At 41.7% G+C, this 23,744-nt stretch carries 24 protein-coding genes and 1 other annotated feature; of the genes, 2 read left to right on the forward strand and 22 right to left on the reverse strand.

All coding sequences use genetic code 11. The annotated features are described in order from the left end of the window. Positions 1-171: 171 nt before the first annotated feature. The 3 genes from pheT to NCCP133_RS02905 all read right to left on the reverse strand — a co-directional run bounded on the left by pheT (position 172) and on the right by NCCP133_RS02905 (position 5,162). Positions 172-2,586 (reverse strand): phenylalanine--tRNA ligase subunit beta, encoded by a 2,415-nt coding sequence (pheT, locus tag NCCP133_RS02895; protein ID WP_264803453.1) that lies wholly within the window; start codon positions 2,584-2,586, stop codon positions 172-174. A 204-nt stretch (positions 2,587-2,790) separates the two neighbouring features. Further along, a complete protein-coding gene (gene pheS / locus NCCP133_RS02900; RefSeq protein WP_264803454.1) occupies positions 2,791-3,828 on the reverse strand; it encodes a phenylalanine--tRNA ligase subunit alpha in 1,038 nt (345 codons plus the stop codon). 584 nt (positions 3,829-4,412) lie between these two features. Further along, positions 4,413-5,162 carry a TrmH family RNA methyltransferase gene (locus NCCP133_RS02905; protein ID WP_264803455.1) on the reverse strand — a complete coding sequence of 250 codons (750 nt, stop codon included), beginning with the start codon at positions 5,160-5,162 and terminating at the stop codon, positions 4,413-4,415. 143 nt (positions 5,163-5,305) lie between these two features. Between NCCP133_RS02905 and sspI the strand changes: the two genes are divergently transcribed. Further along, on the forward strand, positions 5,306-5,512 hold the full coding sequence (gene sspI / locus NCCP133_RS02910; RefSeq protein WP_264803456.1) for a small acid-soluble spore protein SspI: 207 nt from the start codon (positions 5,306-5,308) through the stop codon (positions 5,510-5,512). A 49-nt stretch (positions 5,513-5,561) separates the two neighbouring features. Here sspI and NCCP133_RS02915 read toward each other — a convergent pair whose 3' ends face one another. The 3 genes from NCCP133_RS02915 to NCCP133_RS02925 all read right to left on the reverse strand — a co-directional run bounded on the left by NCCP133_RS02915 (position 5,562) and on the right by NCCP133_RS02925 (position 7,886). Continuing rightward, positions 5,562-6,011, reverse strand: a complete 450-nt coding sequence (locus NCCP133_RS02915) for a small multi-drug export protein (RefSeq protein ID WP_309298030.1) — start codon at positions 6,009-6,011, stop codon at positions 5,562-5,564. A 189-nt stretch (positions 6,012-6,200) separates the two neighbouring features. Continuing rightward, positions 6,201-7,286: a M42 family metallopeptidase gene (locus NCCP133_RS02920; RefSeq protein WP_264803650.1), complete on the reverse strand. Its 1,086-nt coding sequence runs from the start codon at positions 7,284-7,286 to the stop codon at positions 6,201-6,203. A 108-nt stretch (positions 7,287-7,394) separates the two neighbouring features. Further along, positions 7,395-7,886, reverse strand: a complete 492-nt coding sequence (locus NCCP133_RS02925) for a dUTP diphosphatase (RefSeq protein WP_264803457.1) — start codon at positions 7,884-7,886, stop codon at positions 7,395-7,397. Between the two features lie 147 nt (positions 7,887-8,033). On the opposite strand from NCCP133_RS02925, the gene NCCP133_RS02930 reads away from it, so the two are divergent. Further along, the gene (locus tag NCCP133_RS02930; protein WP_264803458.1) at positions 8,034-8,447 is read left to right on the forward strand and encodes a sigma-w pathway protein ysdB; all 414 of its coding nucleotides are present in this window, start codon (positions 8,034-8,036) and stop codon (positions 8,445-8,447) included. 27 nt (positions 8,448-8,474) lie between these two features. Here the strand turns inward: NCCP133_RS02930 and NCCP133_RS02935 are convergent, their stop codons facing one another. From NCCP133_RS02935 to mutM, 16 genes are all read right to left on the reverse strand, one after another. Next, positions 8,475-9,044: a TVP38/TMEM64 family protein gene (locus NCCP133_RS02935; protein ID WP_264803459.1), complete on the reverse strand. Its 570-nt coding sequence runs from the start codon at positions 9,042-9,044 to the stop codon at positions 8,475-8,477. A gap of 65 nt (positions 9,045-9,109) precedes the next feature. Next, complete coding sequence (locus NCCP133_RS02940) at positions 9,110-9,382, reverse strand: DUF1294 domain-containing protein (protein ID WP_264803460.1); 273 nt, start codon at positions 9,380-9,382, stop codon at positions 9,110-9,112. A gap of 398 nt (positions 9,383-9,780) precedes the next feature. Then, on the reverse strand, positions 9,781-10,140 hold the full coding sequence (gene rplT, locus NCCP133_RS02945) for a 50S ribosomal protein L20 (RefSeq protein ID WP_264803461.1): 360 nt from the start codon (positions 10,138-10,140) through the stop codon (positions 9,781-9,783). Positions 10,141-10,166: 26 nt separating this feature from the next. Further along, positions 10,167-10,367: a 50S ribosomal protein L35 gene (gene rpmI / locus NCCP133_RS02950; RefSeq protein ID WP_009333215.1), complete on the reverse strand. Its 201-nt coding sequence runs from the start codon at positions 10,365-10,367 to the stop codon at positions 10,167-10,169. Between the two features lie 15 nt (positions 10,368-10,382). Next, the gene (infC, locus tag NCCP133_RS02955) at positions 10,383-10,886 is read right to left on the reverse strand and encodes a translation initiation factor IF-3 (protein ID WP_264803462.1); all 504 of its coding nucleotides are present in this window, start codon (positions 10,884-10,886) and stop codon (positions 10,383-10,385) included. Between the two features lie 179 nt (positions 10,887-11,065). Beyond that, positions 11,066-11,189, reverse strand: a sequence feature (ribosomal protein L20 leader region). Positions 11,190-11,520: 331 nt separating this feature from the next. After that, positions 11,521-13,452, reverse strand: a complete 1,932-nt coding sequence (gene thrS, locus NCCP133_RS02960; RefSeq protein WP_264803463.1) for a threonine--tRNA ligase — start codon at positions 13,450-13,452, stop codon at positions 11,521-11,523. A gap of 658 nt (positions 13,453-14,110) precedes the next feature. Further along, complete coding sequence (ytxC, locus tag NCCP133_RS02965) at positions 14,111-14,983, reverse strand: putative sporulation protein YtxC (protein ID WP_264803464.1); 873 nt, start codon at positions 14,981-14,983, stop codon at positions 14,111-14,113. Positions 14,984-15,418: 435 nt separating this feature from the next. Continuing rightward, positions 15,419-16,348 carry a primosomal protein DnaI gene (gene dnaI, locus NCCP133_RS02970; RefSeq protein ID WP_264803465.1) on the reverse strand — a complete coding sequence of 310 codons (930 nt, stop codon included), beginning with the start codon at positions 16,346-16,348 and terminating at the stop codon, positions 15,419-15,421. Beyond that, complete coding sequence (locus tag NCCP133_RS02975) at positions 16,348-17,784, reverse strand: replication initiation and membrane attachment family protein (protein ID WP_264803466.1); 1,437 nt, start codon at positions 17,782-17,784, stop codon at positions 16,348-16,350. Before NCCP133_RS02975 ends, dnaI begins: the two co-directional genes overlap by 1 nt. A gap of 311 nt (positions 17,785-18,095) precedes the next feature. Then, the gene (gene nrdR, locus NCCP133_RS02980; RefSeq protein WP_264803467.1) at positions 18,096-18,557 is read right to left on the reverse strand and encodes a transcriptional regulator NrdR; all 462 of its coding nucleotides are present in this window, start codon (positions 18,555-18,557) and stop codon (positions 18,096-18,098) included. Positions 18,558-18,703: 146 nt separating this feature from the next. Further along, positions 18,704-19,108 (reverse strand): hypothetical protein, encoded by a 405-nt coding sequence (locus NCCP133_RS02985; RefSeq protein WP_264803468.1) that lies wholly within the window; start codon positions 19,106-19,108, stop codon positions 18,704-18,706. Between the two features lie 138 nt (positions 19,109-19,246). Continuing rightward, complete coding sequence (gene speD / locus NCCP133_RS02990; RefSeq protein WP_264803469.1) at positions 19,247-19,621, reverse strand: adenosylmethionine decarboxylase; 375 nt, start codon at positions 19,619-19,621, stop codon at positions 19,247-19,249. Positions 19,622-19,957: 336 nt separating this feature from the next. Continuing rightward, positions 19,958-20,989 carry a glyceraldehyde-3-phosphate dehydrogenase gene (locus NCCP133_RS02995; protein WP_264803470.1) on the reverse strand — a complete coding sequence of 344 codons (1,032 nt, stop codon included), beginning with the start codon at positions 20,987-20,989 and terminating at the stop codon, positions 19,958-19,960. Positions 20,990-21,367: 378 nt separating this feature from the next. Beyond that, positions 21,368-21,967: a dephospho-CoA kinase gene (gene coaE, locus NCCP133_RS03000; RefSeq protein WP_264803471.1), complete on the reverse strand. Its 600-nt coding sequence runs from the start codon at positions 21,965-21,967 to the stop codon at positions 21,368-21,370. A 23-nt stretch (positions 21,968-21,990) separates the two neighbouring features. Next, positions 21,991-22,626: a sporulation membrane protein YtaF gene (ytaF, locus tag NCCP133_RS03005; RefSeq protein ID WP_264803472.1), complete on the reverse strand. Its 636-nt coding sequence runs from the start codon at positions 22,624-22,626 to the stop codon at positions 21,991-21,993. 220 nt (positions 22,627-22,846) lie between these two features. Next, a complete protein-coding gene (gene mutM / locus NCCP133_RS03010; RefSeq protein ID WP_264803473.1) occupies positions 22,847-23,677 on the reverse strand; it encodes a DNA-formamidopyrimidine glycosylase in 831 nt (276 codons plus the stop codon). Positions 23,678-23,744 lie beyond the last annotated feature (67 nt).

Here is a 23,744-nt window from a genome sequence, read left to right on the forward strand (position 1 = left end):
ATTGATAAGGATGAAAACAATGGGTTTTTGCTGCTTTCACTTTTTATTTATCGGCCATAATTGGACATTTATTGGCGAATTTTCTATTTTTATCAGCCACAACTCAGCTTTTAACGGCCAATCAAAAATAACCATAAAGAAAAGGCAGCCATCAGGCTGCCCTTTTCTTTATTATCCTCTTAATACCGCTCCGGCTTTTTCCTTCACAGCATCCAATACTTGATCATGTGCTTTTGCGACATCTTCATCTGTTAATGTACGTTCAGGATCGAAGTACTTTAAGGAGAAGGCAATCGACTTTTTGCCTGGCTCCATACGCTCGCCTTCGTACAGGTCAAATACATGAACATCTTTTAATAGCTTGCCGCCAGCTTCTTTAATAATGGCCTCAAGCTCGCCAGCTGCAGCTGCCTTATCAACCACAAGGGCAATATCCCTGGTGATGGATGGGAAGCGAGGGATCGCTTCATACTGCAATGGAGCAACTTCCGCTTCCAAAATAGCCTTCAAAGATAATTCAAATACATATGTCTCTTTCAAATCAAGCTCTTTTTCAACAGTCGGATGAACCTGGCCAACAAAGCCAACAGAATTTCCAGACAGCAATATTTCAGCTGTTCTGCCAGGATGCATGCCATCTTTTTCAGATTGGCGGTATGCAATTTTACCGGAAATCCCCAGATTGTCGAATAATCCTTCCAGAATCCCTTTTACCACATAAAAATCAACAGGTTTCTTTTCTCCCTGCCATGGGTGGATTTCCCATAAGCCAGTTACTGCTCCAGCCAGATGCTCGCGCTCTTCCGGCAATTCACCTTTGCTATTGGAAAGGAAAACAGCTCCAGTTTCATAAACAGCCAGGCTATCGTTTTGGCGGGCAGAATTATATTTTAATACCTCAAGAAGCTGAGGAACGAGGCTTAAGCGAAGCAGGCTGCGGTCCTCACTCATTGGCATTGCCAATTGGACAGGTTCGCGCTCCTCCAGTGCATATTGTGTTGCCTTTGCTTCATTTGTCAAAGAATAGGTCACGGCCTGATAAAGTCCCGCACCTTCAAGATAACGGCGGACCAATCTGCGCTTATTCTGATAATCGGTAAGGTGCCCTGGTGCTGAAGCCCCAACCGGCAGTGTAGAGTCCAGATTACCGTAGCCATATAAACGGCCAACTTCCTCGATTAAGTCTTCTTCGATCGTGATGTCGCCTCTGCGTGTGGGCACTGTCACAGTGATTTCATGATGGTCAGCCGAAGTTTCAAATTGAAGGCGGGCAAAGATTTCTTTTACTTCCTTCATGGACAAAGCTGTACCAAGCACACGGTTAATCTTTTCGAGTGTTACGGAAATCACCGCAGGCTCAACCTTTAGTGAATCTGCCTCTACAGAACCTTCCAGCACTTCACCGCCAGCATATTCAGCAAGCAATTGGGCCGCTCTTTCAGCCGCATCCCTGACTCTGTTCGGGTCTACTCCTTTTTCGAAACGGGAGCTCGCTTCACTTCTAAGGCCATGATCCTTGGATGCCTTTCTTACAGTTGCACCTTTGAAATAAGCTGATTCAATAAGTACATTCTTAGTATCAGATTGCACTTCAGAATTAGCTCCGCCCATAACGCCAGCAAGCGCAATCGGTTCTGAGCCATTTGTAATTAAAAGATGGTCAGATGTTAACTCACGCTTTGCATCATCAAGTGTAACAATCACTTCTCCGTCTTTTGCTCTGCGGATAAGAATTTCTTTTGACCCCAAGCGGTCATAGTCAAAAGCATGAAGCGGCTGTCCGTATTCCAGCAGAATGTAGTTCGTTACATCCACTACATTATTGTGAGGACGGATTCCGGCTGCCATTAATCGTGCCTGCATCCATACTGGTGACGGGCCTACTTTTACATTCTTAATAACCTTGGCAACGTATAAAGGGTTATCTTCTTTTGCTTCCGCCTGAACATCGATGTAATCTGATGCCTCTTCAGAAGAAGTCTCCACTTGCGGCTCAGGGAGCCTTACTTCTCTTCCTAAAATAGCTGCCACTTCATAGGCAACGCCCAGCATGCTTAAGCAGTCTGAACGGTTTGGCGTTAATCCAAGCTCAAGAACCTGATCGTCACGGTTTAATTGCTCAATGGCATTCTGTCCAACCTCAACGTCTTCAGGGAACACATAAATCCCTTCAGAATATTCCTTTGCGACAAGTTTGCTATCAAAGCCTAACTCCTGCAGGGAGCAAATCATCCCGCTTGATTCTTCTCCGCGAAGTTTAGCACGCTTTATTTTAAAATTGCCTGGAAGTACAGCTCCGACTGTTGCAACAGCCACCTTCTGTCCTTTATCGACATTGGAAGCTCCACAAATGATTTGTACTGGCTCGCCTGCTCCTGTATCAACCAAGCACTTATTAAGTTTATCGGCATTTGGATGCTGTTCTCTTTCCAGGACATGACCAACGACAACACCCTTGATTCCCTCATTCAGAACTTCTACGCCTTCAACTTCAATACCGCTTTTTGTAATCTTTTCTGCAAGCTCAACAGGAGTTACTCCTGATAAATCAACATATTCCTGGAGCCATTTATATGAAACGAACATGTAATATCCTCCTCTTTAATTGTCCAGCTTCGGCTCCTAACCCCTCAAGATCATAAGTCATTCTGCCATAAAGGTTAAAGTGCAACCTTCCTTTCAGCTTGCCTTATGCTTGAGGCCCCCAGGATGGGGTCATGCAGACGTTGCCACAGGACGTGGCGTTCTTAGTCTGCCTTCTTATGTGAGCAGCCGCCTCCGCTTTTCTAATTATTCATGAATTGAAAATTGTTTTAAGAATCGAACATCATTTGTGTAGAAGTGGCGAATGTCATCTACACCATACTTCAGCATGGCAATTCGCTCAGGACCCATTCCGAATGCAAAGCCTGTGTATTTCTTGGAGTCGAATCCTGCCATTTCAAGAACATTTGGATGAACCATCCCGGCACCGAGAATTTCAATCCAGCCAGTTCCTTTACATACACTGCATCCTTTTCCGCCGCAAATTTTACAGGAGATATCCATTTCAACAGATGGCTCTGTAAATGGGAAGAAACTTGGGCGAAGACGAATCTCCCTGTCATCTCCGAACATTTTCTTTGCAAACACTTCAAGTGTTCCTTTAAGGTCTGTCATACGGATATTCTCATCCACAACAAGTCCTTCAATTTGCATGAACTGATGAGAGTGTGTTGCATCATCATTATCACGGCGATACACTTTTCCCGGACAAATGATTTTAACCGGCCCTTTGCCTTCATGCTTCTCCATCGTTCTTGCCTGTACTGGAGAAGTATGTGTGCGAAGAAGAATCTCTTCTGTAATATAGAAAGAATCCTGCATATCACGGGCAGGGTGGCCTTTAGGAAGATTCAGCGCTTCAAAATTATAATAATCTTTTTCAACTTCAGGACCTTCTGCCACTGTATAGCCCATTCCAATGAACAAATCTTCTATTTCTTCGATAATGCGTGTTAATGGATGATGGTTACCTGTTTTAACAGGACGTCCTGGAAGAGTGACATCAATTTTTTCAGCGGCCAGCTTTTGCTTCACAGCTGCTTCTTCATGGTGTTTCTGCTTTTGTTCAATTCCAGCAGCAATGCTGTCCCGCACTTCATTCGCAAGGGCCCCCATTTTCGGGCGCTCTTCAGCAGACAATTTTCCCATTCCTTTTAGAACTTCTGTAATTGGGCCTTTTTTGCCCAGATAAGATACACGGATATCATTAAGTTCTTTTAAATCAGCAGCAGTACTGATTTTTTCCAACGCTTCAGTTTGCAGTTCTTTTAAACGCTCTTGCATCTGAAAATCCTCCTTTAATTGATTCCTTTTACTTTTTTAGCCAAAACAAAAAACCTCTATCCCCATAAAGGGACGAGGTTTCGCGGTACCACCCTTTTTAACACATATATGTACATAAAGCACGTGTTCACTTCATTGAGATAACGGCATGTGCCGGTACATCTTTACAAAGAAAAGCGGAAGTGGCTTAGGATGAACTTCAACTAAGAACCGCCACGTCCTGTGGCGAACGTTGAAGTCAGCACATCCTGTGCAAGTCCGACAAGCATAAGGCGAGCCTCTTGGAAAGGCGTTCTTTACCTTTCTGAGAGGATTGGCTTATGACCTCGAGGGGCCAGCCGCTGCAGCTGAACAACTCAGCCGAACGCCAACAATGCTTTCAATGGTCCCGATGCCAACTCAGGAGTTGAAAATTCCTTTGCAATCCCTGTAAAAATGCTTTCAGTCTAAGGCATTTTCTCCCTGAAAAGGTTTTGACAAAGTACTGATCTCCATCATCGTTTTATTTCTTATAATTTTGCTGTTAATTATATTATATTCTTCAAGCTGTTTCAAACGGTTTTCATAAAAACGCTGCCCATTTTTTATTTTCTGAAATGATAAAGCAGGATTCCGGCAGCTACTGCAACATTAAGTGATTCACTTTTACCTAATATCGGGATATAGAGATTAGCGGTTGTTTGAGTTAACAGCTCCTTGTTAACTCCCCTACCTTCATTTCCGACCAAGAGGGCAAAGGAATCTAATTGCCCGTGCCCCGTGTATTCACTGGCACCTTCCAAAGCAGTTCCATAAACAGGTACATGATTCTCCTTAAGTCTGTTCACCCAATCAAACAAATTCCCTTTTATGACAGGCAGATGAAAGTGGCTCCCTTGAGCTGAGCGGAGTACCTTTGGATTATAAACATCTACGCTTCCTTCTCCCACAATGACGGCATCCAGCCCAGCAGCATCTGCTGTACGAATCATGGTGCCGAGATTACCCGGATCCTGAACTGCATCAATCAGCAAATACCTTCTGCCTTCAATATCAACAGATGAATGATCCTGTTCGCAGACTGCAAGAATGCCTTGAGGTGTTTCTGTGTCAGCCAGCATTCCAATAATCTCATCAGTTACCATCGTCACAGGAATATCGCCATAATTCCACCCAGGAGGCATGTCCTTACTTTCGATGATAATCATCTCTATAATTCGATCGCCTGCAAGGGCTTCTTCAACCAGATGAAAGCCTTCAACCAAAAAAGTGCCTGTTTGATCCCGCTCTTTTTTAGTTAAGAGCTTTTTCCACTCTTTTATTTTAGGGTTTTTTGCAGATTGAATATGATTCAACGCTGTCTCTCCTTTTTATAGAAAAACCGCAGATCCGGAATTTCTTTTATACAATTTTTTTTAGTTTATCCAATTTAAAATACATAATAAAAGCGAAAATAGAGAACATAATAACGAATTAAATCTGGAAGGAGTGCATAAAGGTGAACTTAAACCTTCGCAATGCTATTTTACACAATGTTTCAGGGAATTCTCAAGATGAACTAAAAGATACAATCGTAGATGCGATTCAAAACGGAGAAGAAAAAATGCTGCCTGGTCTAGGTGTTTTATTTGAAGTAATCTGGAGAAACTCTTCTGAGGAAGACAAACAGGAGATGCTCCAAACATTGGAAAGCGGACTTAAATAACTAACAACCGAAATGAAGAAAACTGCTCCTCGAAGGGCAGTTTTCTTCTTTAGCCTCTAAAAAAATCAAAACCAAAATGGCTGGCGACAGCAAAAATCCCGCTCCATAATACAAGTGAAATGGTCATCCAAAGGGTAGTCCATTGCTTTTTTGCCCCTAACCCCATCCCAATTGCAGCTGCAATATGGGTCCCGATTAGTATAGGGCCGGCGAGAGCCAAGCCTGGCAGCCCATATCGGTTCCAAATCTCCTTGCCTCTTTTGGAACGGCCAGTTTCCTTCTCCTCTGCTCCTTTCCTTTTTCTTCTCCATTCCTGAAACCGTTCAAATAAAACAATCAGCAGGAAAACCGTAAAAAAATTTCCCGCGAATGAAAGCAGTGCAACAAGAAACGGATTCAAACCCTTGAGAATGGCTAGAGGGATAACTGCTGCAATTTCTATCCATGGAATAGCCGCCAGAATAAAAACTAATATATATTCCCAGATAATCTTCTCCACCTCACATAAAAACTGCTCTGATATCTGGCCCTATTCTATCTTTTTTGCATTCTTTTTGTAAACCATTTAAAGGGGGTGTTTTGATCTTTAATCTGCTGGCTAAGAATCATGTTAAGCGCAGTTTTACGTTTTTTGCAGCCCCTAATTAGAGCAAAAAATCGGGAATGCTCCCGGAGTTTTTAAAGAAACTTACTCAAAAGTAATTTTATCAACTGTTTCACGATCAAGCTTCTTAATTACTGCAGTAATCAGCTTGACTGCATTTTCGTAGTCATCACGATGAAGCATTGCTGCGTGTGAATGGATATAGCGTGTTGCGATTGTAATGGAAAGGGAAGGTACGCCATTATGCGTCACATGGATGGAGCCTGAATCTGTTCCTCCGCCTGCAATCGCATCAAACTGATATGGAATATTCAATTCATCGGCTGCATCAGTAACAAGATCACGCAAACCTTTATGCGAAACCATGGATGCATCATAAAGAATGATTTGCGGCCCTTTGCCCATTTTACTCATTGCTTCTTTTTCAGAAATTCCGGGAGTGTCTCCTGCAATTCCAACATCGACACCAAATGCGATATCCGGCTCGATCTTTTGCGCAGAAGTGCGGGCGCCACGCAGTCCAACTTCTTCCTGTACTGTTCCTACACCGTAAACAACGTTAGGATGGTCAGCATCTTTCAATTGCTTTAAAACATCAATGGCAATCGCACAGCCAATGCGGTTATCCCATGCTTTTGCCAAAAGCATTTTTTCATTGTTCATTACTGTGAATTCGAAATAAGGAACCACCATGTCACCAGGTTTAACTCCCCACTCCTTCACTTCTTCACGGCTGGAAGCCCCGATATCAATAAACATGTCTTTAATTTCAACTGGCTTTTTGCGTGCTTCCGGAGATAGGATATGAGGTGGCTTTGATCCAATTACCCCCGTTACATCTCCCTTGGAAGTTACGATCGTGACACGCTGTGCAAGCATAACCTGGGACCACCAGCCGCCAACAGTCTGGAAGCGGATGAATCCTTTATCATCGATGCTTGTTACCATGAATCCAACTTCATCCAGATGGCCTGCTATCATGATTTTAGGGCCGCCTTCCTGACCGGTCTTTTTCGCAATTAAACTCCCTAGTCCATCTGTTGTCACTTCATCAGCGTATGCTGTAATGTATTTTTTCATCACTTCGCGCGGTTCGCGCTCATTGCCCGGAATCCCTTTGGCATCTGTTAATTCTTTAAGCATTGTCAATGTTTCATCTAATTCAGCCATCATTTCGACTCCCTTAATATGTATTCATTCCTATTATACAGAACCTGCGAATTAATATAAAGAATTATCAGACAGGTATCCAATCCTGCTGAAGACGGATTTTTAATCTCAGTAACCTTCCGCCTGCCTTTTATAATTTACTTCATTTTTGTCTATATATGCCTTTTCTATATCTGAAGAGGTGAATCCAAGCATTTCCCCAAGGTTTAAATAAGCTGTAACTAGATCTTTGTAATGGGAAGGTGAACGGCTTGTCCGAAATTTGCCGATAGCTTCATAAACAGCTAAAAACTGCCCATTGACGGAATCTTCTTTTTCTAAAGTGATTGCATACTCTGCTTCCCGGTCAAATCCGCACTCAATGCCGATTGATAGAATGAAGTGTATCCCGTCTACAAACTCTTCCAATACTGTTTCCTGAGGAGAAGAAGGTTTTAAGCTCCAAAATTTAAAACATCTTGTTTCGTTTGCAAGCTCACCTAATTCAACAAGCAAGGCCAAAACCTTGCGCTCAAATAAATCTTCATCCTGCAGCTGATGATTTTTTTCTATATGCTGATCCAATCCCTTTTGCATTTTAAATAATTGCTGATAATTCATTTTCCACCATCCTATATACTTAAATAACTATATAAATTATATCTCACTATTTCTGTTTAAAAAAATTATAGCAAATTGATAAAAAGTTGAAACTTTTTTAGATCTCATCCGTAAAGTAAAGAAAATCATATTGGAGGGCTGGTTATTATGTGGCTCCTGCGCATGCTGTTGTTTGCACTCATCCTTTTTCTTATATACACAGCGGTAAAATATCTTCTGAATTCGAAGCGAAAGCTTGAACTTGCCCACGAACAAAAACGTTATTATTTTTGGGATGACCCGGAAAATGTCCGGAAAAATTTCCTGATTACGTATAAAGGTGTTTTATTTGAAGGCGAAAAGTATCTCGGTACAACGGACAATGCTTTTGAAGTCGTGTCTATTTTTATCTGGCCGCGCAGCACTGCTGCCCTTAAAGGAATGGTTCGGGAAGATTTTCTTTTCATCGAAAGAAAAATCAGCGAAGCCTATCCAAATGCCAAAGTCGACTGGAAGAGCCCCGTTAAGGAGTTTTTGCATAAAGCCCCTTCCCCAGAGGAACCATTTCATGATCATATGTAAAAAACGTTCGGCTGACCGAACGTTTTTTTATGCTGCTTTAAAGAATTCCCTCCACTTTATCACCGTGACTTTTTCCCTTAAAACAAACACTAAAATAGCTAAAGAAAATAGAATTAACAGAATCATTGAGGGAGTAAACCGGCTGATGAACTCTCCGAATACGGTATAAAAAATCGCCAGAGGCAAATTGCTGATCCAGGAATTTTTTACATAATCACTAAAATTCCTGTTTCTCTCCATCAAACAAAAGTTTAGCAGATGATAGTGGATAAATGGAATAAGCCTTAAGACTGTTACCTGCCCGACAGTCAAATTCCGGTATTCACCGAACCATTTTTTCTTTAAGGTGGAGAGCTTTTCATGTGTTTTTGGCATTTTACTGATCATGAAGTAGAAGAGAATGCTGCTCATAAATAATCCGATCATCGAAAAAGCAGCGCCAAAAAAGCTTCCAAATAAGACTCCCCCTGTCACACAAACGAGCGGAACAGGAACAAACAAAAACTGCCTGATGAGATGGAAAAAAATAAAAGCAATGGGAGCAAGAATTCCTGCAGTCTCCACAATCACAAACAGCAGCGACAATTGGTCATTCATGCATCCACCTTCTCCCCTGCTGACATTCTGGGTGTTCACTAAAGCTTATGGAAGGCCATGCCTGCTTATGACAATTGAATAATCAGATACAGGATTAACCCTGCTTCCAGCAAAGCTAAAACAGGTAAACCAATTTTAAATTGAAGATGTTTTGTTTTATGCCTAAAGGTGTTCATCCCAAGCGCCATCCCTGCAGCACCACTTAAGAAAGCAACAAGCCACAAATTCTTTTCACTGATCCGGTACTGTTTTCTTTTCGCCTTTTCTTTATCCAGCTTCATTAAGAAAAAGCCGGCAAAATTCACAATCAGATAAATGAGAAAAATTGATTTAATCATGCTTGATCTCCTTTGTATGTATTAAGCCTGTAATGAGCTTAAGAGAAGCGGAGGATTCTGTCTATAAGTAAATGGCAATTTTTTTTGTAAGATCGATTTGCTCTTAAGAAAAAGCTTATTGTAGATTTTTCACTAAGTTGATTGAAGCGGAAGGCGCTCGATCCTCGAAAATGCTTCGCATTTCCTTCGTGCGGTGTTCATTCATGGAAGCTTATTCAACGTCCTGCAGGAGGAGTGGGACAGGCGAGACCCCACAGGCGTGAGCGCCGATGAGGCTCACCGCCCTCCCCGCGGGTTTGCTGCGTGCCTGGAACGGAAATCAACACCATCATTTAACTAAGCCAAGAAAAGAAAATAAAACAGCCACTCCCTGTTAGAGAATGGCTGTTGATCAATTATTACTTGCTAAGCTGCTGCTTTGCAGCTGATGCTAATTCAGCAAATGCCTTTTCGTCAGCGATTGCTAATTCAGCAAGCATTTTGCGGTTAACTTCGATGCCAGCAAGCTTTAATCCGTGCATTAAACGGCTGTAAGAAAGACCGTTCATGCGAGCTGCTGCGTTAATGCGAGTAACCCAAAGTTTACGGAAGTCGCGCTTTTTCTGGCGACGATCGCGGTAAGCATACATTAGGGATTTCATAACCTGCTGGTTAGCAACTTTGTATAATGTATGTTTTGAACCGAAATAACCTTTAGCTAATTTAATGACTTTTTTACGACGTTTGCGAGTAACTGTACCGCCTTTTACACGTGGCATATTATTTCCCTCCTATTTTCGAGATATTACTTAAGATTTACTAATAAGTTACGAATACGCTTGTAATCGCCTGAAGAAACAAGAGTTCCTTTGCGAAGCTTGCGCTTTTGCTTTTGAGATTTGTTAGCGAACATATGGCTTCTGTAAGCATGAGAACGCTTCAGTTTACCAGAACCTGTTCTTTTGAAACGCTTAGCAGCGCCGCGGTGAGTTTTCATTTTTGGCATGGGGAATTCCTCCTCTTACTTGTCGTTTTTCGGTGCTAAGACCATAAACATGCTTCGGCCATCCATTTTTGGATGTGATTCTACTGCTGCAACTTCATTGCAAGATTCCGCAAAACGGACTAGAACACGCTGGCCGATTTCCTTATGCGTAATGGCACGACCTTTGAATCGGATCGATGCTTTTACTTTATCGCCTTTTTCAAGGAATTTAATCGCATTGCGAAGTTTAGTATTAAAGTCATGCTCTTCAATAGTCGGACTAAGACGAACTTCTTTAATACTGATAATCTTCTGGTTTTTGCGAGCTTCTTTGTCTTTCTTCTGCTGCTCGAACTTGAACTTTCCGTAGTCCATGATACGGGCTACCGGAGGCTTCGCGTTCGGTGCAACCAGAACCAGATCAAGATTGGCACGAGAAGCAATCTCAAGTGCGTCGAATTTTGATTTAATACCTAACTGCTCGCCGTTTTGATCAATAAGACGGACTTCGCGGGCGCGAATGCCCTCGTTTAACAACATATCTTTGCTAATAGCTAGACACCTCCAAGGTTTAATGCGAACACAACGTTTGGGTCAAGAAAAGCGCAAGCGCCTGCTGGAGATTGACAGCTTTATAAGCAGCTATCTGCACCGGACCAAAGCTGAATCGCAAGTTATGAAACATTTCTCTTCCGAAAGGGAAGCTGAACTGTTTTTAACCAAATAAAAAAGTGCGGATGAAAACACCCACACTTACGTATATAAACAAAAAATGTTCACGTAAAACCTGCCAACTGCACTTTGCGTCAATCAGGTGAGAAGCGGGTGCTTCTTCTTTTCCTCAAACTGTATTCAATTCATTAGCTACTATATCACAAAGTATGATTTTTTGTCAAACGAATAACTTTTATCACAACGAAGAAAAGCATATCAAAATAAATCACTTTTTGCAATATGATTTTGTTATTTTCTTCGGAAAAGAATTATGTACCCATTTTTCATGATTGCTTAACACATGACTGAAAAAGTCTATCAATAAAATCTTTAATTTATCAACAGAAACTCTGTTTTATCAATCAAAATTAAGCATTTATCAACCAAAGTTTCAAATAGATCAACCCTTCGCCCTCAGCAAACGGAAAAAGGGCCGCACATTACGCAGCCCTTCCTTTCATCAGCGCTTTACTTCAGCTTTTAAAGAAGCGATAAAGTCTTCGAATGATACGGTTTCTGATTTTTGCTCTCCGTATTTGCGTACATTGACAGCTTTTTCAGCTACTTCATTGTCCCCAACTACAAGCATATACGGAGTTTTTTGCATTTGGGCCTCGCGGATCTTGTAGCCAATTTTCTCATTGCGGTCGTCAAGTTCAACCCGGAAGCCCTCAGCTTGCAGCTGCTCCTGTACTTGTTTTGCATAGTCAAAGTGTACATCAGGAGAGACAGGAATTACCTGGAGTTGAACAGGCGCGAGCCACGTCGGGAATGCTCCCTTGTATTCTTCAATAAGGAATGCCACAAATCGTTCCATAGTGGAAACGACACCGCGGTGAATAACCACAGGGCGGTGAGGCTTTCCATCTTCTCCTACATAAGTTAAATCAAAACGTTCAGGAAGCAGGAAGTCCAGCTGGACAGTAGATAATGTCTCATCCTTGCCAAGCGCAGTTTTAACTTGAACATCCAATTTCGGACCGTAGAAAGCTGCCTCGCCTTCTGCCTCAAAGTAATCAAGGCCGATTTCATCCATGGCCTCTTTTAGCATTGCCTGTGCTTTTTCCCACATTTCATCATCATTAAAGTATTTCTCCGTATCTTGCGGATCTCTGTAGGACAGGCGGAATGAATAGTCATTGATATCGAAATCTTTATATACTTCAAGGATCAAGTGAACAACGCGCTTGAACTCTTCCTTGATTTGGTCAGGACGCACAAAAATATGGGCATCATTTAAAGTCATGCCGCGCACACGCTGAAGCCCCGATAATGCTCCAGACATTTCATAGCGGTGCATAGTTCCAAGTTCAGCAATCCGAATAGGAAGCTCTCTATAGCTGTGAATGCCATTTTTGTAGATCATCATGTGATGAGGGCAGTTCATTGGACGAAGAACAAGCTGTTCGTTATCCATTTCCATCACAGGGAACATGTCTTCCTGATAATGATCCCAGTGGCCGGATGTTTTATAAAGATCCACGCTTCCCATGATTGGAGTGTACACATGGTCATAACCCAGTCTTTCTTCCTTATCAACAATATAGCGCTCAATGTTGCGGCGGATTGTTGCGCCTTTCGGGAGCCATAGCGGCAAGCCCTGCCCAACCTTTTGCGAGTTCATGAACAAATTAAGCTCTTTGCCGATTTTACGGTGGTCTCTCTCTTTCGCTTCCTCAAGCAAACGTAAATGCTCAGCAAGGTCTTCCTTCTTAAAGAAAGCTGTTCCATAAATGCGCTGAAGCATTTTATTATCGCTGTCGCCTCTCCAGTATGCTCCCGCAATGCTCAATAACTTGAACTCTTTCAGTTTTCCTGTTGATGGAACGTGAACGCCGCGGCAAAGGTCAAAAAATTCACCTTGCTCATAGATTGTCACTGTTTCATCTTCAGGAATGGCTTCAATTAGTTCAAGTTTATATTCGTCGCCAATTTCTTTGTACATCTCAACCGCCTCATTGCGGCTGACTTCTTTGCGTACAATTTCAAGGTTCTCATTGATGATCTTTTTCATTTCTTTTTCGATCACAGGAAGGTCCTCTGGAGACAATGATTCCTCCAGGTCGATGTCATAATAAAAACCGCCTTCAATTACGGGCCCTACTCCAAGCTTTACATTTTTATATAAACGTTTAATCGCCTGAGCCATCAAATGGGCTGTGCTGTGGCGAAGAACCTCCAGCGAATCGCTTGAGTCAGGTGTAACAATTTCAATTGCCCCATCGTTTTCAATCGGACGGCGAAGATCATACATTTCTCCATCCAGTTTACCGGCAATCGCCTTTTTCTTAAGGCCCGGGCTGATTGAAGCTGCAATATCTTCTGTTGTCGTTCCCTTTGGAAATTCCTTTACAGCACCATCTGGAAACGAAACTTTAACAACTTCTGACATGATATTTCCTCCTTATTTATAAAGTGAAACTTCAATCAGGAGTGATTTTCTCCTGATTGTTAGTTGAACTTATCGGGCCTAACGGGCAGTTATCTCTACATATCTTATCGAGTGTCACCAACTTGCATAGGGATTTACTGCCCGTCAGACTGCGAAAAGCGGGAAGCGCCTCGATCAGCCCCGACAAGCACAAGACGAGCCTCCAAAAAAGGCGTTCTTTCCTTTTTTGGAGGCTTGCCCGAAATGTGGAGCGACTGCCCAGGGACGACAAGCATCAGACAAGCTTGTGACCTCGAGGGGCTAGGCGCAGGAGCTTTGATTCTGATTTACTCCTAAAGCGCGTTTTACAGTTTAAAAAACAAAAAACCCGCCCCTAAAAAAGGGACGAGTTATGATTAACACGTGGTTCCACCCTACTTCTCACTTTTCGCAACTAAAAAATGACTCTGTAGTAAGATAACGGTCTTTTCCCGCCAGCCCATTTCCTGGCTGGAGTTCAGAGGCGGTAAGCATTCAAATCGTGTTAGGAAGGTTTCAGCCATGCCTTCCCTCTCTTTGAACCGTTTAAGAATACCCTTGTCCTCATCGCAACATTTGCTTAATTATCATAATATGTACGTTATTATAGTTTGTTACTTCAGGAAAATCAAGGGTATCTTTACATTTTTTCATCCGCTGCGTAAGGATAGAATCTTTTATTTTCGTAAAAGGCTGAAATGGAATCGAGCACAAGCCTTTCTTCAAATATATTCCGAATGGTTCTCACCAGTGGCTGTTCGTAATCATCCGAATAAAGATAAATGCAGGATGGTGCTATGGATAGAAGCGGTGCAATTGTGCCGGAATCTACATATACAGGATGATTGGAGATTAGCTTCCGGTCAATCATCCTTAACAGCTCCCCGCGTTTCATTTCATAAAACTGATCATCAAAAAACGTAATGCCCTCATCCATAAGAATATGGATTTTATCCAGCTTAGCCTTCCTGCCTGATAAAAAGTCCCTTAATGTCTGAATAAACATCTGGTATTCCTGCTCCATCTTATACTCATCAATGGATACTTCCACATATTTTGCCATCTGATCCATCAGTGGACGCATCCGAAACTTTACAAAGGAATCAAAAGAAAATGAAATATTCTCTTGAAACAGCTGATCGATTGCGCATTTCAAGCTCCCATTAACATCGAGATCACTGACAAATGCAGCAAGATCCTCCCGGTTTCCTTCTAAAATAGAATGGATAATCTCTAAAATTTGCTGCTGTTCACCTTCATCTTCATAATAATAATTTTCCATTAAAATTTTTCTGAACCAATCATCCTGCTTGCGGTTCACAATAAACTGGCAAAATACTTCTTTAACACATTCCAAATCTTTTATATGATGATCAATAAAGATTTTTACTATATGTTGACCTTCAAATTGAAGAGTTTTTTTATCCGTTTGGCTAGAAGGCAGAAGCCGTCCATGAAGCTGTTCATGAAAATTCCTGGCATCTGCACTGCTTTGGAAAATGATTTCGATCAACCAAATCCCCCCTTTATACACATCTCTGTTTTATGTATATGGTGGACTTGGTCAAAATAGAAGTATGGTTTGACCTTTTAATCTAATAAAACATGGTTACAGAATAACAATAAAGCTGCCGAAAATTTTATCGGCAGCTTTATTTGAAAGATAAGAAAATTTCGAACTTAGATAACTGTCTAGCGCAATCAGCCTCCCCCTCGAGTTCCCAAACCAATCCTCCCAAAAAAGCAAAGGACGTCTTTCCGGGAGGCCCGTCTTGGGCTTGAGGCCCTCAGGACAAGGAAGGCTTCGTCAGCAAATCTTTTGGCACGAAGAAAAAAGCGGTAGCTTTTTTTGAGGATATCCACGCACAACCGAAAGCGGCAGCTTTTGGTTGTGCGTGGTGTTTTTAGCCTGCGTTCCTTCGTGGACAAGGCGCTTGCGCTTTTCTTGCTATACTCTTCTGTTCGGACCTTCGACAAGGACAGGTTCAGCAAGATATTTAATGCGTTCCATAATTCTTCTTGCCTTCATCTTCTCCTCCTCGCCACGCTGACTGTAGGATAGATGATGTTCCAGCCCTTTTAGGTCAAAATTAGAGGTAAAAAAGGTTGGCAGGCTTTCCTGCATACGGAATTGCAGTATTGGGCCTAAAATTTCGTCTCTGGTCCAGCTGGACATTGTTTCAGCGCCGATGTCATCAAACATTAAGACAGATGCCTTCTTGATCGTTTCTATCTTGCTGTTCAGTGTCTGGTCGCCGATTGAATTTTTCAATTCCCTGAATAGCTCTGGAACATACACAATCATGGAAGACACTTTTTTGCTTGCCAGCTTATTCGCGATGGCACCAAGCAAATAGGATTTGCCCACACCGAATTTGCCGTAAAAATAGATCCCCTTTTGCTTAGAGCGGGGCTGATAGTCCATTACGAATGAGGCAGCTTTGTCCACTGCCATGATCCGATCGTCATCATCATATAGAGAGTCAAAAGTGGCATGAAGAATATCACTTGGGACATACAAGCTCTGGATAAGCTTTTCATTTTTGCGCTTTTCGTCATGCATAACTTTCCTGGGACATTTATCATATTTTAAATCAATGGTACCCCTTTGAATGACCAGTTCAGGATGATAGCCCTGCATGAAATTAACACAGCCCTCCAAGCTTGGACACTTATTGCATTCCTTGCTTTGCTGTGTATATTCAAATAGCTTGGACAGGCCTTTTTCCACCATTTGAGAAGTCAATTCTTCTTGATGGTTTCGCAAAAAAGCCTTAACCTCCGGATGGTTCAGCGTTTGATTTCGCATCATTTCATACCTTTTTTGAAAATCTTCATTTCCTGCAAGTCGCCTAAGTGTTTCATTTATTTTTTCCATCAGTCATTCACCTCCTGTGATCGCAATTTCTTTAGCTTTTCTTTAACCTCTCTTTTTTTCATTTCAAGCGCATCCTGATCTTTTGCGCTCTTAGGCGGATGAGATTCAGACTTATTATTGCTTGTGTTATTTTTATCATCGAACCAGTCAGGGAGCATTTCTGTCCTGATTGGCTGCTTACGGGTACCTTTTGGATTGGCTGTTTTCTTCCCTTCTGCCCAATCAAGGTATTGGCGATGTTCCTTTTTAGCTAAAAGCATGGCCTCCTGGGGAGTTTTGATTTTTTTTCTTGCCCAGTGGCCAGCTATCTTTTCTACATAGCCTTTTGTCAGTTTCATGTCTGTTTTAAGCATAACATACTGAATAAGTACATTGGTTACGCCAGGAAGGAGCTTTTGCTGGAACATGACTTCCTCAATAATTTGCAAGTCGCTTTTGGATGGCTCAGCTCCTCCGGATATATCCTTCAATAGCTGCCTTGGCGAGGTAGTTTCCAAGTAGCGGACCAGCTCTTCTTCCTGTGTTTTAGGTTCTTTTTTATGAGTTTGGTGAATGGCAGGCTGCAGCCGATCGATTAAGGATGGCAGCTGATCCTGATTCTGAAATTGATACCAATCACGTGCAGTCTTTCTTAACTCTTCAATGTTAATCTCATTATCTTCATTTACAGCACTAATTACTATATTTTTCATTTGAATAGGATCGATTCCATACAAAAAAGCAAGGTTGCTGATTGATTCCTTCACTTTACCTGTAAGAGCTTTTTTTGGTACGAGTGATTCATTCAGCCCTGCCTGCAGCAATTCAAAATTAAAAGTCTCATTTAAGATTTGTATTCCTCCTCGTTCCTGCCTTCCTATATACCCTGTCCCATCTGATTCACTCATGAGCTGATTCATTTCCCCGTCAACCTCAAAAGAGCCGGGATAACCGGACTGATACACATCCTGAAAAGCTTTTGTGACTTCTTGATATCCAGACTTCAACTCTACCCGCTGATCTGAAAAGAAGCGTTTCAGTCTCATAAACTGGTTTTTTCCCAATTTCTTATAGAGATAAATATTTAGCATGCCATCAAGAAAAAACTGCTCGGGCGTTAAAGGAGGAAGAAGTTCATAGATAAAAGAGCGGGTATCCTCTTCCTTATTGACATAAACCTTCAAAAGCCCGATGCCTTCCAGTTTAAGGCGGGATTCATAAATATCCTTAAGCCCCATATCCATGAAATTCATTAAACTATGATGTGAATTAGAGGAAGACCAAAGCCGGTTCTCTTCCAGCTCAGCCCAGAGGGTCATATAAAGGCTGAAACAAGCTGAACCAATAAGTGGCTGGTAGAGCAATGTCAGTACTTTTCGATCATAATCATGCAAAAGCCCGCTGGCGGCTACTGTGTATCGGTCAATTGGAAGCATTTCTTGCCAATGCTGGGCCATAGCGTTCACCTTTTTCCGTTTAATTTTAGTTTAGTTTGTGGTCACATATAGATTGACTGATTTGTGCTCATTGCTTATCCCTGTGTGCCAATCGTCTGTTTGGCCAGGCGAGTTGGCGATTAGTGTTCACTCGATTGACTGCATCTTCTGCCTAACACTGAATCATTTTTCGCCGCTTATCCACTGATTCACTATTGCCGATCATCATGTCTATTAAATATATCGCAAAAAAAAAGCCAAAGAAAATCCTTCAGCCCTTCATTCCTATTACCTGAACCAGAGGCAGCCAACAAAACGGGACCTGATTCAATTTATGATTGTTCTTTCTTTATTAATTCCTTTAGTTCATCAATAAAAACATTAATATCCTTAAATTGTCTGTAGACAGAGGCGAAACGCACGTATGCCACATCATCAACTTTTGCGAGCCTGTCCATGACCATTTCGCCGATTTCATCGCTTTTGATTTCGGACACACCGTTGCTTCGCAGCTCTTTTTCTACTTCAAAGGTTATTTCTTCCAGGTTCTTGAGGGCAACCGGTCTTTTCTCACAAGCTTTAATAAGGCCGCGCAGAATTTTTTCACGGCTGAACTCTTCTCTTGTTCCTTCCTTTTTGACAACGATTAAAGGAATTTCCTCCACTTTTTCAAAAGTCGTAAACCGATATCCGCACTTTTCGCATTCCCTTCTGCGGCGGATTGACCTGCTGTCATCAACAGGGCGGGAATCGAGAACGCGGGTATTATTATTTTGGCACGAAGGGCATCTCATACAATCAGCTCCGAATTCTTTTTTATCTTAAAGATGTCTATGTAAATCGCCTGTTTTTATGGCTTTACTTGAATTAATTAAGATCTTCTCCGAAATTTCTTTGATACCCTTATCTTATAAAAAAGGGGGGGACAGTACAAGCAGAACTATCTGTCTGCATTTCTTGCCGAACCAAGAAAATCATGTTTTTGATTGAGCTTTTTATAAAGGGCGAACACTTCTTTTTTAAGTAAAGGGTTTACACCAGCTAGAGTTGTTTGCTCAGTCGAGATACTGATTTCCACAGCTGTTTCAAATGGCTTTACAGTAACAGCGGTTACAATCGCGAAAAATGTTTTGTCTCTTTTTATCTCTGCTGCAATCTCTCCATACTCCTTCGAGGTACTTATGATCGGCACATTCCGGTCCGCATTAAACATCTCTTCAATAGATTGCATCATTTGGGCAGTGTTCGTTCTATAGTATTTTGTTGCCAATTCAGGATCAAAATGATTTTCGCTAGTTTCACACTGTTTATTATATCGGTTGGAAATCTGCCGAAAAATAGACATCCTCTTTCCTCCATTAATTTTGTGTATCCTTATTGTACTATTTTTTTTGCAGGGAAACCCTAATGCGGAAGAGTTTTATGCAAAATAAAAAGAGGTGTAGTCAATACACCTCTGAAATTGCCGATTATCATTCATTTATTAAAGTACTTGAGCTTGTTTAACTTGAACTGGACCCATACCGCGAGGAAGCTCGATATTCTCACGCGTTTGAGCGCCTAACGATTCTGCAATGAAGTCCGCAGCGATGTTAGGGTCAAGATCTCCACACGTATATACATCAATGCTGGCATAGCCATGCTCCGGGAAGCTGTGAATAGTTAAATGAGATTCAGAGATAATAACCACTCCGCTTACACCCTGTGGCGCAAACTTATGAAAGGCAACCTCGCGAATTTCAGCACCTGACTTTAATGCTGCATTTACGAATGTCTGCTCAATAAAATCCATATTATTCAACTTTTCAAAATCGCATCCCCAAAGTTCTGAGATTACGTGACGACCCATAGTTTCCATATTCAAATTTCCCCCTTTAAACTTTTTTGAAGCTATTAATTAATGAAATTCCAGATTTATACTGGTCTATAACTACCACGGGGGAAAGTTAGTCCAAAGAGGTCCTAACCCTTTAAGTAGCTACCGTACCAAAACTCGGAGAAGTTCACGAGGATTAGTATACTTCGTTTGTTTTCTTTTTGCAACACATTGTTCTACATTTTTTTATCAAATTTATTATATGAGTTTGTCCGCTGGGGGTGTGTGGTTTATTGATGTTTTCACACAGGAAAAGCCTGCCGGGGAATGGCAGGCTAAAGGGTATGGGTAGTTTTATTTTCGAGAGATTGCTAGATTTTATCCAACTTTTACAGCTGACGATTGGAAAAGTTCCTGGGCTACATATTTTGTCAAATCTACTACGCGGCATGAATAGCCCCACTCATTATCATACCAAGCTAATACTTTCACTTTGTTTTCACCAATAACCATTGTGGAAAGACCATCTATTATAGCTGAATGCTCATTTGTGTTGAAATCAACTGAAACCAGTGGTTCATCTGTGATGTCCAGAATTCCATTAAAAGAACCTTGTGAAGCAGTTTCAAATGCAGCGTTAATCTCTTCTATTGTAACTTCGCGCTTCAGGTCTACAACTAAGTCAACCAATGAAACGTTCGGAGTTGGTACACGCAAAGCCATGCCATGCAATTTGCCTTTTAATTGAGGCAGCACAAGCGACAAAGCTTTGGCAGCTCCTGTTGAAGTAGGGATGATTGATTGTCCGCAAGCACGTGCACGGCGAAGATCCTTGTGCGGGTTATCGATATTTTTTTGGTCATTTGTATAGGCATGCACTGTTGTCATAAGACCATTCTCAATGCCAAATTGATCATCAAGAACTTTTGCAACTGGTGCCAGGCAGTTCGTTGTACAAGAAGCATTTGAAATGACATCATGTTCATCAATATTTAATGCGCTTTCATTTACGCCCATAACAATCGTAACATCTTCATTCTTTCCAGGTGCAGTAAGAATAACCTTTCTAGCTCCTGCTTCGAGGTGAAGACCCGCTTTATCGCGTGAATTGAATTTACCAGTTGCTTCAATAACGATATCGATATTCATTTCTTTCCAAGGAAGCTGCTCTGGATTGCGGTTACTGACAAGCTGAACTCTCTTTCCATTCACAACAATCGCATTGTCTTCCGGAATTACGCTTCCTTCGAATTGTCCATGGTTTGTATCATATTTGATTAAGTGTGCCAAAGTTTCAGCAGGATAACTTGCATTAATGGCAACTATCTCAAGATTATCTTCTAGGATGGCTTTTCTAAAAACCATTCGTCCAATTCTTCCAAAACCGTTAATCGCTATTCTTGCATTCATATTACGGCCCCTCCCGCATTAATGTTATACTTTTATTCCGTTAATATGTAATTAGTATAACATATTAATCTTTATTTGTGATGATTAAATTGCGGATTTTATAATGTTTAACAATTCAGAAATATTATTAACTAAAAAAGGTTTATAAATGCCTATATCTAATCAACCAAAAGCATGTTAACGCTTTTATTTTGACATACTAATTAGGCTTAATAAAAACTAAGAAAAGCGCAAGATTGGGTTATGACCCCGAGTCCCTAGGAGCCGTAACTAGACAAGCTTGTGACCTCTAGGGGGGTAGGCGCCTTGCGCTAGACAGTTCTCTAAGTTCAAAGGGATATAAATTCTGATATTAAAAAAAGAGCCTATATTAGGCCTTTAAATAGCATTCCATTGTTTTAAAATATCCCATAATTGCCTCTCGGTTTCTTCCAAGCTTCCATTATTATCAATAACTGCATCAGCCAGCGGCCTTTTATCCTTTAAAGGCATTTGCGATCGGATTCTCGCAATGGCTTCATCGCTTGAAAGCTGGTTTCTTGCCATGAGCCTCTTCAGCTGTGTATCTTCATCTGCATAAACTAATAATGTCTTATCAGCCATATAGGTCAGCTTGCTTTCAAATAATAGCGGGATATCAAGGATGACCAGCTTTTCACCATTTTCAATAGTTTTTTCTTTTTTGGCAATCATTCTTTTTCGGACCGCGGGATGGACAATACTATTTAGCTTAAGACGTTCTTTTTCATCATGAAAGATGATTGATCCCAGTTTTGCACGGTCGATGGAGCCATCCACGAGCAGAATATGTTCCCCAAAATGATGCACAATCTCACGGTAGGCATCTTCACCTTGTTCAACTGCTAATCTCGCTTCCACATCTGCATCAATTATACTGATTCCTCTTTTCATTAAGATGGCTGAAACGGTGCTTTTTCCGCTTGCGATGCCACCTGTCAATCCAACAGTCAATGACATGGCTTGTTCCTTTCGCGGCCTGTTTAAATTTTCCACAGGCCTATTATGATTAAAATAATTCCGGGGATAAAAGAGCATTTATGGACCCATCCGCTTTTTGAAAAAATGGATCCCACCTGCATTCCCATAAACACAAACAAAGAACTCATTATGGCAACTGTCAAAGCCAGATAATAGGGTGAATACCCCAGCATCGCGGCACCAATCCCTGCTCCAAAGGCATCCAATGATAAGGCGATTCCAAGCATAATCGCTTCCACACCAGTAATCGTTCCTGATTTATCAAAGTCTGCAGACATTGGCTTTTTCAGGATATTAATAACGAGCCCCAGTGATTTAATTTCGAAGTTTACAATTGTTTTTTCATGAGGCAAGGCATCTTTCGCCTTTTCAGGCCGGAAGAATTGGTAAAGAACCCAGGCTCCAAGCAAAACGAGAATTATACCTCCCAGACTTTCTGCAAGAGCCGGCGATAAAAAGGCCTCTATGAGATGGCCAATTGACAACGCGGCCATTAAAGTAATGGCTGAACAGCAGGCGATTATGCTAATCGATTTAAATGGTATAAACATTTTTCTTAAACCATATGTCAAACCGACACTAAAACTGTCAAGACTGACAGCAAAAGCAAGTATCAAAAGGGAGAACGCATGGGCCATAGATTAGAGCTCCTTCCTGTCAATCGCTACGATAGTATATGGAAGAAGCCCATCCAATGTTATTAGAAAAGCGGAAGCGCCTGGTTAACGAAGGGACGCAGATTAAGAGCGCCACACTCCCCAAAGGCTGCAGCTTTCGTTCGTGCAATGAAAAAGCTGACGAAGCTTTCCTTGCCCTCTGTATTCAAGCACAAAAAGACGAGTCACTCGTCACCTGTGGCTAATCTAACTTCTGGCATGACGGGCAATAGACAGTTCCCCGCCCACCGGTGACAATCCTTTCAAGTGTATTGCCGCAGATTTTGCACCCTTCCCCTTTTCGCCCATAAACATAAAGCTCAAGCTGGAACATGCCAATTTGCCCTTGGGAATTTACATAGGAGCGAATTGTGCTCCCTCCTTTTTCTACCGCTTCCTTAAGAGTATCGGAAATTTCCTTATGGAGCGTTTCCAATTCTCTCCTCGACAAGCTGTTTGCAGGTCTTTCCGGATGGATACGTGATCGGAACAGCGCCTCATCGACATAAATATTTCCTAGCCCAACGATCGTTTTCTGGTCCAGGAGTGCTGTCTTAATGTTTCGGGTAGTTCTTCTAAGTTTGGCAGCAAGCTCGTCCACTGTAAATTCTTCAGTAAATGGCTCTGGCCCCAGATGGGAAAGCGGCAGGGTGTTAAATTCATCCCCTTTTGCATATAAATGCATGGTTCCAAATTTGCGGACGTCTTTATATCTTAGCTCGGTCCCATCCGAAAAATGAAATATAACATGCGTATGTTTATCAGCCGGTTCAGCATTTGAGAATAGTCCATACCTTCCTTCCATCCTCAGGTGCGATACAAGGGCGTAATCATCTGTATAAAGAATCAAAAACTTGCCCCTCCTGCCAATTTCCCGAAATGTCTGTCCGGCTAAAGCGTCCTGGAATTGTGCAGCTTCGTCCGGATGTTTAACCATTTTGGGCCAAAAGACAGAAACATGCGCTATTGTTTTGCTAACAACCAGTTCCTGCAAGGTTCTTCTGACTGTTTCAACCTCAGGAAGCTCTGGCATATAAAGTCCCTCCTTTGTCAGTGCAGTGCAAAAATAGAAAATCTGATAAATTGCCTTTTGATAGTTG

It is taken from the genome of Cytobacillus sp. NCCP-133 (assembly GCF_026011715.1).
Taxonomy (GTDB): Bacteria; Bacillota; Bacilli; order Bacillales; family Cytobacillaceae; genus Cytobacillus.